Genomic DNA, 14,580 nt, shown 5'->3' on the forward strand with positions numbered 1-14,580 from the left:
CTGCCCGCTTTCTTATCCCCATATGTGCAGGCGGGTTATGACAGCAGGATAGTAACAATCTCCGCGCCCCCGGCGGAGCTTGAGCGCATTAAGAACCTGATTCAGGCTGTAGATCAGCCGCAGCAGCTGATCGAGATCCAAGTGATTGTTACCGAGGTTTCCACCGATTTCTTCAAGGATTTTGGCTCGAAAATGTTCAGCTACTCAATGCAGGCTGGACAGAGCAAAAACGACGACTGGACAGGAAGTTTGGATTTTGACGGTAGTGCCCTTTCCTTGGTCCTTGACGTTTACGGCACGCTTTTATCCCAGTTAAAGCTGGCAGAGCAGAACCAAGAAGCCAAGGTTCACGCTGATCCAAAGATTGTTGTGGCTGAAGGAAGCAGCGCTGAGCTTTTTATTGGCGATCGGCAGATTGTGATGCTTTCGGCAGCCGGCGATAACATTTCCCGGGTGGAGCGGATTGATGTGGGTGTCAGTCTCAAGGTTACTCCCCGCATCGTCGGCGATGATGAGATTATGCTCACTATTGCTCCGGAAATGAGTCACTTTGTCAACGAAGCGAAACCGGATATCATTGTTAAGCAGTCATCGGTATCCACAACCATTAAAGTTCAGGATAGGCAAACAGCTATGCTGGTGGGGATGAGCATGCAGGACAGCGGCGATTACAGCCGTAAAGTCCCGATCCTTGGTGATATTCCCCTGATCCGCTGGTTCTTCCGCAGTGATATTGAGCGGACTCGAGATAAAGAGCTGCTGATTTTCGTTACACCTACCATTCTGGAAACAGGGGGTTTTTAGGTGAAGAAACTTTTCTTAGCTGCAGTTATAATTGTGCTGTTCGGGGTGCCGGCTCTGGCGTCCGGACCTCTGATCGGTTATGAATTCTATTTCGTCGCTTTGGATCAGGACCAGTCGGCGGTGGTTGATCACAGCTTTCAGTCTGAATTCACAGCTGATGCGGAACATGCAGGTGAGGGAAGCTGGGAGCTGGTGTTTGACCAGGAACTCTTAACAACAGGTTTTAAAGACCAGTTCGGATTTGCCAGCATTCTTGATGGAACAGCGGACCATTCCGACTCACGCTTTTTGTACAGCGCTTGGATGGTAACCATGGCGGAACAGCCCCTAACTATCAGCCTAAACGAAAAGCACTTCACTAAATCGGAAGAAGCTCCTAATTTCTTGCTTGACCTTACTTTAACACCGGTTCGGATCGATACGTATAACCAGTGGATCGAGACTGAAGTTGATTTAGAGTTTATAGATCTGGCGGGCTATACAGCCGGGGCAGATATTACAGCTCAGCTGCTGGAAAAGCCAAGCGCACCTCTGGCGGTTGTTACTCGCCGGGTGAACGGCCAAAATGGATCGGATGTTCAATATTTTGCCCTCTACGCAGCTGCTTCCCTTCTGACAGCGGAGATGCTGCCAAAAGACGCTGCGGTAGTGCCTATGGGTGATCTGTCGCAGCTGGGTCTGCTGTTTGCAGCTGAGCCTGCCCAGTCCAAGCAGCGGGCGGAAATAGTGGTGTTAGGCAGTTTCAGTGAGACAGAGCTAGGCTTTGATTTAGCCCTTAATCTGCCGGTAACGGACCTGAACGAGCTATACGGCGGTCTAGGGTTTCGCGATGACTGGTATTTTCTTGTTGGCTCAAAACTGGGAGTCGACCGGGAACTGGGATTTATCGTTCAGCTAGCTAAACAAGGTCAAGAGCAGCCGGTGCTGCAGTTAGGTATGGCTGATGCGATTGACTATTCCCGCATCACTCTGGGATTGCAGGTGCTGCCAGTGGAATTTGATCTGGTAGGACTGGATTTTCGGCTTAACCCCCGCCTGATCTGGGAGATCGCATATCAGGCAGCGGAGTGGAGTGTTCGATATCTTGGCCATCTCGCTCAAGCTAACCTAGACCATGAGGTTGAGCTAGCCTGCGCGGTAGATGAGAGTGCAGACGCTGTTGCGGCTGTTAGGTTTAATCGCGCAGGAATTAATGCCGTGGCATTTGGTTTGCGTTTTTCCTTTTAGAAGGTTTGAGGAGGACCACTTATGGGAAAGCTACTGCGATGTTGTTGTGCGGCGGTATTGCTCCTCTGTTTGATGCTGCTGGGAACTGCAGTTCAAGCGGAGTATCTATATCAAGCAGATCTGCCGGTAGTTAGATTGGAGCTGGCAATGAAACCAACGGGAAGTGACCCGGTGGATGAAGTAGAGATTTACTTTAAACGGACTGAAAATGTCTCGCAGCAGAGCAGCTCGGTCAGTTATTACCTGACAGAACTAATAAGTCCTAACGGACACACCATCTCTCCCAGTAATTTTCGCGTCCAGATAGATGGTGACTTGAATCCGCGCAAAATGGGTAATGGCGCTATGTTCACTCTAAGCGGGGCTGAACAGTTTGTTAAACTGCAGCTCCTGCCTGGGGCGTGGGGTCCTGCCGGCGTTTATACAGGCTGGCTGGTGCCAGTTAATGGCACTGGACCAAGTATTGAAATCATTGTGGAGATCGCACCCTATCAAGCGTTGGGCGTGGAGAGCGGCAGTAAAGTGATCATAAACGCAGACAGTGGTCCCGCTGTCTACCATAATCGGGATCAATCCTTGCGCTTGGTGGTCGACGCTAATCATCCCAACTGGAAATTAGGCGTTTCGACACCTGGGTTAAAGGATGACGGTAATAGTGATCAGGAGTTTATGATTAAGCCGGATCAGATATCTATTTCGGTTAAAGGTGACGCTGGGCAAATTCTGAGAAAATCCGGCAGCAGTTTTACAATTGAAGGGTCAGGTTATTCCAGCGAGATTTTTGAACTAGAGGTAGCGGTTGAGCTTGGTTGGGAGCACCGCGCTGGGGTTTACACGGGTGTGATTCATTTCGTGCTAGAGCCAAATAGTTAAAAGATGGAGGTCCTGTCTATGCTGAGTAAAAGGCTGTTTCTGATGGTGATGGCAGTGGTAGTGTCTTTAGCAATTATTTCTGCTGGGGCTGCGGCAGTCGGCGTTAGGCCATTGGTTATTGATCTTGATCTTAAACCTGGTGATGTGGGGCAGTTTGAGCTCGTTCTCAGTCCCGGTACAGCGGCAGAAGTAGTGCACCTGTCTTTGTATCAGCCGGTGCAGTTGGTTGACGGCAGTTTGGAGTACCACCCCGGTGATCCTGAGATCTTTCCGGCTTTGAGCTGGATTTCCCTGGATCAGACCGTGGTTAACGTCTATCCGGGCAGCGAGGCTAAAGTTTCCGGTACAGTAAGAGTACCGTTTTCTGCTGGAGGCTCCCACACTGCTGTGATCATGGTCGAGCCGCAGGTACCCATGGTCCAGTCAGGCATTACGTTTAGAGTGCGCTACGCTGTCCGCCTCAACATTCGCGTTGATCGGCCCGGCCTTCGGCGTACCGCGGAGCTGGTTGAATTTGATCTGGCAGCCGATGAAACAGGACAGCCAGTAATCAGGGGCTTGATCCATAACTCATCCCAGTGGGACTATTTAGTTACCGGCGAAGCGGCGATTCGCGATTCTGAACGGCGCCTGGTGGAGCGCATACCTCTTACCAGCTTGACAGGACTGGAATCCGGATTAGAATCAGTTCGAATTTTCCCCGGAGCTGTGGTAGAATTTTCAGGCCCAGTGACCAAGAGGCTGGAACCGGGTGAATACAACATTAGAATGTTTATCCGCTATGGTGATACCGGTCAGATCATCAAAACCGAGAACATGGTAATTGCCCCAGGGGATTTTGTTTTTTCGGATGATGACGATTTGGGTGCAGTGTCCTTTGATCTTGACCAAATCGCGCTGGAGCTTAATGCCGGCGGCAGGCGCAGTCAGCCGCTGCTTGTAAGTAACGAGTTGGGACGGTCGATTAAGGTGGTTGTCGGTTTGGAGGAGGTGGAGCGGGACTATCCCTATTCCCTGATCGAATGGATTCAGCTCAGCAATGCTGAAGAAATTGTCCTGCCGCCTAGAGGCAATCGGCGGATTGTGGTTACGACAGCGGTTCCTCGGGATGCGGAGACTGCCAGCTACCATGGTGTACTGGCCGTGGCTGCCTTTGATGCTGAAACAGAAGATTTCCTTGGTCTGATCTCTATTCCTGTCTCCGTACTTGTGGGCGGTGAGCATGAATATAATCTAGAAGTGCGGAGTCTCGGCTCAGCCCTTTATGAAGATGATCTGCACCTAATTTCTCTGGACTTAGCCAATACCGGGAATGTGCCTCTCAATCCAGAAGTCACTTTGGTAATTTACAACGATGCCGGTGAGTTTATTGCTAGAGCTGAGCTGGCCCTGCCAGAAGGCAGTGCAAACATTCTGCCGCTTCGGTCCAGCACAGTGGAAGGTCTTGCATCCGGTTTAGAAGCGGGAAGATATCTAGCACAATTATCGATCCTGCTCGATAATAACGAGGAATTGAGCTTTGAGCGAGAGTTAGTAATTGAGTAGTCGGGAATAAGGAGGCAATGCGAGTGAAAAAGCTGATTCTGCCCCTAGTTATACTGCTCATTGTAGGTGTTGGTGCAAGTGCTTCGGAAAATCTAAAGGCTGTGGTAAAAGTAGAGGTGCATGTGGAAGCATTCGCGCAAATACTAAGCGAAGCGAACGAGCTTGAGCTTAAGATTGATTTTAGTGATGATACTGGTTTTGGAAAAAGAGTGCAGTCGATTCCAATCACTATCGCTGCGAATCATGATCTAGTCCTGACGCTGCAATCCGTTGGTTTTAGGCCCCTTAATTCATCTGGAGACACTGTGGAAGAACTAAACAAACTTGTTTGGTACAAACTTGGTGATATCGAAATCCAAGCGGGAGCTAATTCTGCAACTACTATTAAGAAATCCCTGTCTGCCTTAAACCAGGGTCAGCACACAGTAGATTTAAGCGCAATCTTCAGCCCTAATGGTGAAGCGCAGAATACTTGGTATCAGATCCCCAGCGGCATTTATCAGGATACCGTGACAATTACGGCTGCAGCTGCTAATTAGCAAGAAAAAAGGACTGTCGGTCTAAACGGCAGTCCTTCTTTATGCTAGCTGAACAATTCCTTGGTTATTGTTTCGTTAACTTCATTCATTTTCTGACCGAAAGCTTCCTGGGCTTTGACAAAGTTAGTTAATGTTAGGTTGGATTTAACTTTCGTTTCTAAAAGCTGGATCTGCTGAATTTGCTCCATAGTTGGTTCCCGGCCTTCCATCTGCATGATGTAAAGCTCCTGCTGGCTCTGCTGCAGCTGTCTTACTAAATCCTCGGCAATCGGGTCAAGCTTCACTCTGGTTTGAGCTGATGTCAGCGCTTTAAATTCTTCTGTTTCTTTCAGCATTTGGGCAAGCTCAATCGCTTTTTGTTCTAAACTCAATCAGTGCACCTCCAAAAAGTTGTCTGCATACACTTCGCTGTATGCCTCGGAACTCCTTCCTGTGCCCCCATTTTATTCTATCTCCGTTTAAAAGTAACCCAGACTGCGCTCCAGCGCAGAGTGTTAGTGATGAAAATCAGGGCAAAATAGATCAGCAGCAGCACTGCGGCAGACCAGACGGCTGCTGTTGACTTCGATACCTGATACATTATGATCGTGTCATAAGTAAACTTACTGAAGCAGGCGGCGGCAGCTCCGATGGCTATTATTTTACCCGCTTCCGCAAATTGAAAACAGGGACCTATCCTGTGCCGGAGAGCCAGGTAGTGTAGAACTGTTTCCAGCACTACAGCTAGATTCGATGCCGCTGCAACACCATAAATACCCCAGCCCATGGTTACCGCGAGGGGATAAATCAAAGCGAGCCCGATGCACCTGGGAACAATATTGTTGACCATAGCTGTCGTCGATCGTCCGAGTCCAATCAGCGATGACTGCATCGGCGAGTGGAAATATTGGAATAGGTAGAATGGCGCGGTTACTCTGAGCAGGCCGGCGGCTTCCGGAGCCCGGTAGAACAGGGTTAAGATCGGCTCAGCAAATACGAATAAGATCAAGCTGCTTGGTACGCCCACCAGCAGAGATGCCCGGAAAGCGTTAGATGCGCGGCGGTTAGCTAACCGCATGCGGTTGCGGGAAGCGGCTTCGCTTATGGCAGGAACCAGGGCAACAGCCAAGGAATAGTTGATAAAACCGGGGAAGAATAAAAGTGGATAAACATATCCAGTCAGCATGCCGAACTGCTCGGCAATAGCGGAAGCAGATAGGCCGGTTTTAAGCAGGCTGCGGGTAATCAGGGTAGGCTGAACTACCCGCAGCAGCGAACGAAAAAACTGATTGCCGGTCTGGGGCAGTCCGGTCCTGAGCAGTTCAACCAGATCGATCTTACTGTAGGTCAGTCCCCGCAGCAGTTTTAAGCTGTCTGACCGATAGCGTCCAACGGTTCTAAACTTAAACAGCAGATAGATTAGCGCGGCCAACTCTCCTAAAACGCCTGCCAGCACAGCGCCGGCAGCCGCGTATTCAATCCCCCGCTCTGCAAAAGCCTGCACGAGGCCATAGAGGAGGGCGATGCGGATGATCTGCTCGATTACTTGGGAGAGAGCAAGGGGATTCATATTCTGCCGGCCTTGAAAGTAACCCCGCAGTATTCCGGATATAGCTAGGATAGGGATTACGGGGACTATGGCCATCAGAGAATAGTAGGCGCGCTGGTCGGCTAGGAAAATTCTGGACAAGGTTTTGCCAAAATAGGCTAAGCCTAAGGTCAGAATCAGAGCTGCGCTGCAGGTAAGTGTAAGAGATACCAGGAGAATTCTTTTTATTTTCGTTTTATTTCCCTGAGCTTCAGCTTCTGCAACAGCCTTAGAGACAGCTACCGGGAGTCCTAGGGTAGTAATGGTCATTAACAGCCCAATAAGAGGAGTTACCATCATCTGCAGACCTATCGCTTCCGCGCCAATAATGCGGGACTGGAGAATAGTTGTGGCAAAGCCGAGGATTTTGGTAATCAAACCGGCGGCGGTTAGGACAAAGGCACCCTGAAGCAGGCTTTGTTTTCGCACAGACTCACTTCCCATCATTGCGGTTTAGTAATATATATGCAGTTTAGAGAAGATATAGGTGGTGAATTTAATGAGATTGCTGGTGAGGTTAGGACTGGTAATTCTGCTGTTAGCATTAGCTGCTGCTGTGTATCAGCTGACACCGAGTTACCCAGATTTAGGCGGTGAGGAGGATGTGAAGCTTTATCCAATTGATCAGGCTGAGCAGAATCAGGACTTGCTGGAATTTAGAAAGCGGTTTATCGACGCGGTAAAAGCTAAAGATTTGGATTTTGTCTTGGAACACATCGATGATACGATTAAATATACATTTGGGTTAAATGAGGGAACCGCTGGATTTCTGCGGGAATGGGAACTGGATCAAAATCCCGACCAGTCCAGGTTTTGGGATGAAATTCTTGAGGTCTTGATGCTTGGAGGCGAGTTTACTAATCCGGAAAAAACTCTGTTTACCGCCCCTTATGTCTTCACAAGCTTCCCGGAAGACTTAGATGCTTTTCAGCATGTGGCAGTTATCGAGCGGGAAGTGAAAGTCTATCGGGAACCGAATCGAGATGCAGATGTCCTAGGGGTGCTTAATTACAGCATAGTGCGGAATCTGACCCATAATGACCGCTATGTGTTTGAAAGTAACGGACAGCTGTGGCGGAAAATAGAGACATTCTCCAGTCAGATCGGTTATGTTCCGGATCAGTATCTCCGCAGCCCCGTTGATTACCGCTTAAGCTTTTACAACCAGGGTCCAAAGTGGCAGCTGATCTTTTTTGTCGCCGGTGACTAACAGAATCCCCTTGACAACTCAAGGGTGAAAGGTGTAGGATTAAGTTAAGATACCCCCCTAGGGGGGTGGGGTAAAGGGGTGAAGGAATGCAGAAGAAGTTTTATGTTACCGGAATGACTTGTTCTGCCTGCCAGGCTGCAGTGGAGCGCAGTGTCAAGAAACTAGCCGGGGTGCAGGCAGTTAACGTAAATTTATTGGCTAACAAGATGACGGTAGAATTTGATGACGCGCTTGTGGATGCCGATGCCATTGTGGCAGCGGTAGAAAAAGCGGGTTATGAGGCCGGAGAAGAGCAACCGGCTGAAGCAGCTGGTGAAGCTAAAGCTGCCGGAGGAGAGCTGCTGAAAGATGAGATAAGGGAAATGCGGCAGCGGGTATTCATCTCATTTGTCTTTTTAATTCCCCTCATGTATATTGCCATGGGGGAAATGGTTGGTCTGCCGCTGCCGTCTTGGCTGACAGGATTAGAGAACGCGCTCACCTACGCATTTGTCCAGTTCTTGCTAACCCTGCCCATTGTGTACATCAACCGCAAATACTACCAAAATGGATTCAAGACTCTTTTGAGAGGCTCACCGAACATGGATTCCTTGATTGCCATTGGTTCTTCGGCGGCGGTTATCTACGGCATCTTTGCTATTTTTCGCATTGGCTATGGGTTAGGCCACGGCCGCTTAGATCTTGTTGAGCAGTACAGCATGGATATTTACTTTGAAACAGGGGGCATGATTCTGGCCCTGATCACACTTGGAAAATATCTGGAAGCTAGATCAAAGGGCAGAACCTCCGAAGCGATTTCCAAGCTGCTGGATTTAGCCCCAAAAACAGCAGTAGTGGAGCGGAATGGTCGGGAACTGGAAATCCCGGTCGAGGAGATTGCAGTTGGTGATCTTGTTGTCATCCGTCCCGGTCAGAGCATCCCGGTTGACGGCGTGATTGTTGAAGGCTCCACTGCGGTTGATCAAGCCGCGATTACTGGTGAGAGCATCCCGGTGGAAAAGACAGTCGGAGACCGTGTAATTTCGGCTTCGATTAACAAAACCGGATTTATTAAGTTTAGGGCGGAGAAGGTAGGAGATGATACCACTTTAGCTCAGATCATCCAGCTGGTGGAAGAAGCGGGATCGTCAAAGGCACCCATTGCTAAGCTAGCGGATAGAATCAGCGGGATTTTTGTGCCGGTGGTGATCGCAATTGCGGTGGTGGCCACCATCGTGTGGCTGCTGCTGGGAGCAAGTTTTGAATTTGCTCTGGCTATCGGCATTGCAGTTTTAGTGATTTCCTGCCCGTGCGCCCTGGGCCTGGCTACACCGGTAGCGATTATGGTCGGTACCGGTCAGGGTGCTGTTAACGGCATTTTGATAAAATCTGCGGAAGCATTGGAAGTTGCCCACGGTGTAGATACCGTTGTGTTAGATAAAACCGGCACCATTACGGAAGGCCGACCGCGGGTAACTGATGTCGTGCTGACTTCTGAGCTTACGGAGCAGGAGTTTCTCCAGATCGCTGCGTCGATGGAGCAGGCTTCGGAGCATCCCCTTGCCGAGGCGGTTTTAGAAAAAGCTAGTGAGATGGGAATTGCACTTAAACCCAACTCCGAATTTACCGCTGTGCCTGGAAGAGGTATTGAAACAGTAATCGACGGTAAGAAGTATCGCGCCGGAAATCTAGCGCTGATGGCAGAATCCGGGATTGATACTGCAGCTTGGCAGGACTTAGCTGACCGGTTTGCGTCGGAAGCAAAAACACCGCTTTATTTTGCCGACACTGATCAGCTGTTGGGCGTGATCGCCGCCAGGGATGTGGTAAAACCTACCAGCTACGCGGCAGTTGAACAGTTCAAAGCCATGGGCATTGAAGTAGTAATGCTGACAGGGGATAATCAGAAGACAGCGGAAGCAATCCAAAAAGAGCTGCAGCTGGATCGGGTGGTGGCAGAGGTTCTGCCTCAGGATAAAGAGCAGGAGATTCGCCGCCTGCAGGATGAAGGCAAGAAGGTGGCTATGATCGGCGATGGAATCAATGACGCTCCAGCCCTGGTTCGGGCTGATGTGGGCATTGCTATTGGGGCAGGCACCGATATCGCAATTGAGTCTGCAGACATTGTTTTAATCCGCAGTGACCTTCAGAACGCTGCTGCAGCTGTTCAACTCAGTAAAGCTACCATCCGCAACATCAAGCAGAATCTGTTTTGGGCCTTTTTCTACAATACTTTAGGCATTCCTCTGGCAGCCGGAATTTTTTACCCGCTGCTCGGCTGGAAACTGAGCCCAATGGTCGGCGCTGCTGCCATGAGTTTAAGTTCTGTCTTTGTTGTCACCAATGCTCTTAGGCTGAAATTCTTCCAGCCTAAACGGACAGGATAAGGAGTTTGGTATGATGAAAACTGATCAAAAGCGGGCTCTGCAGCTTTTAAAAACCGCTCGAGGCCAGATAGACGGATTGATTAAAATGGTGGAAGAGGATCGCTACTGCATTGACATATCTCATCAAATTTTAGCGGTGCAGGCAATTCTCCGCCGCGTTAACAAGGGTATTCTCCATGGGCATCTAAATCACTGTGTGAAGGAAGCGTTCACAGCTGATGAAGCTCAGCTGAAGATTGATGAAGTGCTAGAAATCATGGATAAACTGATGAAAGGCTGATTCCTGGTTGCATTTTGCCACCGGATTGTTTATAATAAACGTGAATTTAGAACTAAGAACGCGATGATTAGGGAGAGTACCTTGCATTCATCTTTTCAGAGAGTCGGTGGCTGGTGAAAACCGATAAGATAATGAAAGGGAATGGGCCTAGGAGCAGTTTACCGAAGCTTGGTTTAAGTTGTAGGCTAAACCGGATGCCTCCGTTATCGGGCTGAGAGGGAGCTTAAAGCATAGTGCTTTAAGCTAACTAGGGTGGTACCGCGAGTATGATCTCGTCCCTTTGGGGCGGGATCTTTTTTTATTGAAGTTTAAATACTACGGGAGGTAACAGATATGCAGCGAGTTTTTTCAGGAATCCAACCTACAGGCAACATCCATATCGGTAACTACTTAGGAGCAATTAGAAACTGGGTCGCGATGCAGCACCAGTATGAGAGTTTATTCTGCATCGTCGATTACCATGCTATAACTGTTGAGTATGAACCGCAGCTGCTCCACGAGCGGGTGATGGATCTGGCAGCAACCTTAATTGCCTCTGGATTGGATCCCGAGCAGTGCACATTGTTTGTTCAATCTTCAGTGCCGGAGCACGCGGAGCTGACCTGGCTGTTAACCTGCATCACATCGATTGGGGCTCTGGAGCGGATGACTCAGTTTAAGGACAAGGCTGAGCGGCAGAAAAGCGGAGTTTTTGCTGGATTGATGAACTATCCGGTGTTAATGGCCTCTGATATTTTGATTTACAAAGCTGAGCTGGTACCGGTGGGCGATGATCAGATTCAGCACCTAGAGCTTACCCGGGAGATTGCCCGCCGCTTTAATACTCTGTTCGGTGAAATCCTGCCTGAACCCCAGCCGATTCTAACTAAAGCAGCTCGGATCATGGCCCTTAATGATCCGACCAGTAAGATGTCCAAGAGCATCGAAGGCAGCTACATCGCCCTTGATGACGATGATGATACGATCCGGAAAAAGATCCGCAGGGCTGTTACCGATCCGGGTCCTCAAGGCGGAGAAATGGGTCCAGGCGTAAAAAACTTGTTCACACTTTTAGAAGCTTTTGCAGCGCCAGAAATTGTTGAGCAGTTTAGAAGCGATTACGCTAACGAATCTCTGCGCTACTCTGATTTAAAGCAGACTCTTGGCGATGCTATTGTTGAGAAGATTGCTCCGATTCGGGAGCGGAAGGCGGAAATTCTAGCTAAGCCGGATCAGCTGATGGAGCTGCTCAACGCCGGCGGAGCCAAAGCGCGGAAGATCGCGCGGGAGAATATGGTTGAGATTCGCGAAGCCATGGGCTTTAAAATGCCGGTTCTCTAAGACTATTTCCCGGTAAATAATTAGGAAAGGACTTAAGATGGAACTGCCTGAAAGATTACGGGATGCCATAGAAGCAGAGCTGAACATTCAATCCTCAAAGCAGCTGGCCAAGTTAACAGCCGATCTGTCCCAGCGATATCGGGAGGACCCGTCCGATGGCAGGACATTCATCCGCTCTCAAGCCGATGTTGAGGCTTATGCTGCTTTCAGAATGCCGGCTACTTTCGGCGCAGCGGGAGCGGTTTTAGACCAAGTTCAGGAAGTGCTGCCTGCTTGGCAGCCCCAGACTCTTCTGGATATCGGCGCGGGACCGGGTACTGTGATGTGGGCGGCCGCTTCCCGGTTTCCAAGTTTAAAGGCGGTGGACCTTGTGGAAAGGGAAGCAGATATGATCCGCTTTGGCAGGCGTCTGGCCGGATACGCTGAAAACAGCCTGGTAAAGCAAGCTAAGTGGATCCAGGGCGATATCCGGGACCAGGAGCTTAAGCCGCATGATTTAGTAACTGCCGCCTATGTCCTGGGAGAGCTCGACTCCGGCGCCCGAGCAGATTTTGTAAGCAAACTGTGGGAAGCTGCGAACGGTACATTGGTGATCATTGAGCCGGGAACAACTCAAGGCTTTGCCCGGATTAGGGAGGCCCGGGAGCAGCTGATCGCTTTAGGAGCTCAGATAGCGGCTCCCTGTCCCCATCAAGAAGAATGCCCGATCACGGGCAGCAATTGGTGTCACTTTTCGCAGCGGGTGGCGCGCAGCAGTCTGCACCGCCAGATTAAAAGTGGCGAGCTCGGCTATGAGGATGAGAAGTTTTCTTATGTAGCCGCGGCGCGCTTTCCGGGGAGAGCTGTATACGGACGCATTCTGCGCCACCCCCAGGTGAGGAAAGGCCACATTATCTTTGAAGTCTGCGGTCCCGATGGCCTGGAAACTAAGATCATCTCCCGCAGACAGAAAGATTTGTACCGCTTGGCAAAAGAACTGCAGTGGGGATCGGTTTTTCCAGATGAATAAGCAAAGCACGCAGAAAACTGCGTGCTTTCACAGTTTAGGCTAACTGCACCTGCTCACCGCTTTTAACTTCAACAATTTCACCACCAACGCTGATCCAAACCGATAAGGCGGTGGGGTTGTAGACAAACTTCATGGATGCGGCAAACTGGAGCTGGTCAAAGGCGTGGAGATAGTCCACAATTTCAATATTAGTTGCATACCAGATATCGTCACGGCCGCCGACCAGTTTGCAGAAATCTTCAATTAGGTCCCAGTTCTGGTCGTTGTCAAACTCGTAGCTGTGGCCCCACACATACATTAAGTACAAGTACTGTCTTTTATGGAGATTGATGAAAGTCTCACCATGCTCCAGCAAGCGGCGTCTGTGGTGACAGGTGGATTTCCACTGATACAGATCCTCAGGTAGGCCGAAACTGTGGCTGTCACCGACTACTCGGGAATAAGCGTAGCCGAGATGGGGCAGCAGCTCTCTGATCTGCTTGCTGTGGGATCCATTTGGATAGGACAGCCCCCGCACTGGGTAGCCAACCAGTTCTTCCAACCGCATCCGATCCATGAGGAGCTCTTGGACAACCTGCTCTTTTGGGCAGCGGGCAATGGTTGGATGAGTAACGGTATGGGCTGCCACTTCATGCCCTTCATAGAGTGACTTCACTTCATCGGCTTCGACTCGGTCGCCAACTCCAATCAGACCGGAATTTAGATGAAAGGTTCCCTTGATTCCATACTTGTTGAAGATCTCGACTAGCCGCCGATCAGCAGTTCTGCCGTCGTCATAGCTGAGAGTCAGGGCTTTAAATTTTCCACCGGGAAAGCATTTTACTACTTGCATCCATTACACCTCGATTTATATTTCAATATTATTCTTCTCTAATTATATCATGGAAATCTGACATTTGGCTTACAAAACTCATGAAAAGATAAAGGAAACTGCGATCCGCAAGTAGAAAGAGATAATTACCAGTTCATCCCAAATATTAGAAAATAGGGAGTGTTAGTATGGCAACAGTCAATCTCAGTGATCTTTTTCAGGAGCTTACCGGTAATGAAACATATGAAGAACTAAAAGAAATGCTTATCTGGGAGCGCCGGGTAATACATGCTCTGCTCGATCTATTGCCAAGCTCCATTTATGTAAAGGACCATGAGGCCAGAAAGATCTTGGCGAACAAGGCCAATTATTCGCAGGCCGGTTTCAGTAAAGCTGAAGATGTCATTGGTAAAACAGATTTCGACATGTTTCCCAGACACCTGGCCGAGAAGTTTTATAAAGACGACAGCACCGTGTTAAAGGACGGTAAAGAGGTTCGCAATCGGGTTGAACAGGTAATCGGGACTGATGGCAGAGAAGCCTGGCAGGTAACCGAGAAGTATCCATTCTACGATGATGACGGGAATATTGTAGGTTTAATCGGTTTTGGGCATGATATTACTGCTGAGAAGGAATTGGAAAAGGAGAATATCGAAGCTTCACAGAAAATCGAAGAGCAGCAGAGCATGGTAGAGCAGATGATTATGGATTTATCAGCTATACCTGCTAAAATAGAGAATCTGGTGGATGGAATCGCCAATATTTCTAAACAGACCAAGATGGTGGCCATCAACGCGGCAATTGAAGCCGCGCGGGTAGGTGAGTATGGGCGGGGGTTTGAGATTGTTGCCCGGGAAGTGGGAGAGTTATCGGACCAATCCGGTAAAGCTACAACTCAGGTACGAGAAGCGATTGAAGAGGTTAATTCATTAGTCCAGAAAATCCTTCAGCTTTGGGAGGAAGTGCGAGTTTAAGCTTAAAAGTTCTAAACAAGCGGATAATAAACAGGGGAGCCTAAGAGAAGTGCCT

General features: G+C 49.4%; 14 protein-coding genes and 1 other annotated feature. Of the genes, 11 read left to right on the plus strand and 3 right to left on the minus strand.

The window, feature by feature from the left end; translation table 11 throughout:
• The 5 genes from GX019_01595 to GX019_01615 form a co-directional block, all read left to right on the plus strand.
• Positions 1-804 (plus strand): hypothetical protein (locus tag GX019_01595; protein ID HHT35848.1); only part of this gene is annotated, 804 nt, incomplete at its 5' end.
• A complete protein-coding gene (locus GX019_01600) occupies positions 805-2,031 on the plus strand; it encodes a hypothetical protein (GenBank protein ID HHT35849.1) in 1,227 nt (408 codons plus the stop codon).
• A 72-nt stretch (positions 2,032-2,103) separates the two neighbouring features.
• Positions 2,104-2,904, plus strand: a complete 801-nt coding sequence (locus tag GX019_01605) for a hypothetical protein (protein HHT35850.1) — start codon at positions 2,104-2,106, stop codon at positions 2,902-2,904.
• Between the two features lie 18 nt (positions 2,905-2,922).
• Positions 2,923-4,449: a hypothetical protein gene (locus GX019_01610; protein HHT35851.1), complete on the plus strand. Its 1,527-nt coding sequence runs from the start codon at positions 2,923-2,925 to the stop codon at positions 4,447-4,449.
• A 23-nt stretch (positions 4,450-4,472) separates the two neighbouring features.
• Positions 4,473-4,988 (plus strand): hypothetical protein, encoded by a 516-nt coding sequence (locus GX019_01615; GenBank protein HHT35852.1) that lies wholly within the window; start codon positions 4,473-4,475, stop codon positions 4,986-4,988.
• A gap of 44 nt (positions 4,989-5,032) precedes the next feature.
• Here GX019_01615 and GX019_01620 read toward each other — a convergent pair whose 3' ends face one another.
• A complete protein-coding gene (locus GX019_01620) occupies positions 5,033-5,359 on the minus strand; it encodes a hypothetical protein (protein ID HHT35853.1) in 327 nt (108 codons plus the stop codon).
• Between the two features lie 77 nt (positions 5,360-5,436).
• On the minus strand, positions 5,437-6,984 hold the full coding sequence (spoVB, locus tag GX019_01625) for a stage V sporulation protein B (GenBank protein ID HHT35854.1): 1,548 nt from the start codon (positions 6,982-6,984) through the stop codon (positions 5,437-5,439).
• A 70-nt stretch (positions 6,985-7,054) separates the two neighbouring features.
• Here spoVB and GX019_01630 point away from each other — a divergent pair, with 70 nt between their 5' ends.
• From GX019_01630 to GX019_01650, 5 genes are all read left to right on the plus strand, one after another.
• On the plus strand, positions 7,055-7,765 hold the full coding sequence (locus GX019_01630; protein ID HHT35855.1) for an SH3 domain-containing protein: 711 nt from the start codon (positions 7,055-7,057) through the stop codon (positions 7,763-7,765).
• Between the two features lie 86 nt (positions 7,766-7,851).
• Positions 7,852-10,131, plus strand: a complete 2,280-nt coding sequence (locus GX019_01635) for a heavy metal translocating P-type ATPase (GenBank protein ID HHT35856.1) — start codon at positions 7,852-7,854, stop codon at positions 10,129-10,131.
• Positions 10,132-10,144: 13 nt separating this feature from the next.
• Positions 10,145-10,411: a metal-sensing transcriptional repressor gene (locus tag GX019_01640; protein ID HHT35857.1), complete on the plus strand. Its 267-nt coding sequence runs from the start codon at positions 10,145-10,147 to the stop codon at positions 10,409-10,411.
• Between the two features lie 54 nt (positions 10,412-10,465).
• Positions 10,466-10,694 (plus strand) — a binding site (T-box leader).
• A 50-nt stretch (positions 10,695-10,744) separates the two neighbouring features.
• Entirely contained in the window at positions 10,745-11,731 is a 987-nt protein-coding gene (trpS, locus tag GX019_01645; GenBank protein ID HHT35858.1) for a tryptophan--tRNA ligase, read from the plus strand.
• Positions 11,732-11,768: 37 nt separating this feature from the next.
• Entirely contained in the window at positions 11,769-12,740 is a 972-nt protein-coding gene (locus GX019_01650) for an rRNA methyltransferase (protein ID HHT35859.1), read from the plus strand.
• Positions 12,741-12,774: 34 nt separating this feature from the next.
• Here the strand turns inward: GX019_01650 and GX019_01655 are convergent, their stop codons facing one another.
• Positions 12,775-13,572, minus strand: a complete 798-nt coding sequence (locus tag GX019_01655) for a polysaccharide deacetylase family protein (protein HHT35860.1) — start codon at positions 13,570-13,572, stop codon at positions 12,775-12,777.
• Between the two features lie 167 nt (positions 13,573-13,739).
• On the opposite strand from GX019_01655, the gene GX019_01660 reads away from it, so the two are divergent.
• Complete coding sequence (locus GX019_01660) at positions 13,740-14,525, plus strand: PAS domain-containing protein (protein HHT35861.1); 786 nt, start codon at positions 13,740-13,742, stop codon at positions 14,523-14,525.
• The last annotated feature ends 55 nt before the right edge of the window (positions 14,526-14,580 follow it).

The organism is Bacillota bacterium (assembly GCA_012837335.1).
In the GTDB taxonomy this organism is placed as follows: domain Bacteria; phylum Bacillota; class Limnochordia; order Darwinibacteriales; family DTU012; genus DTU012.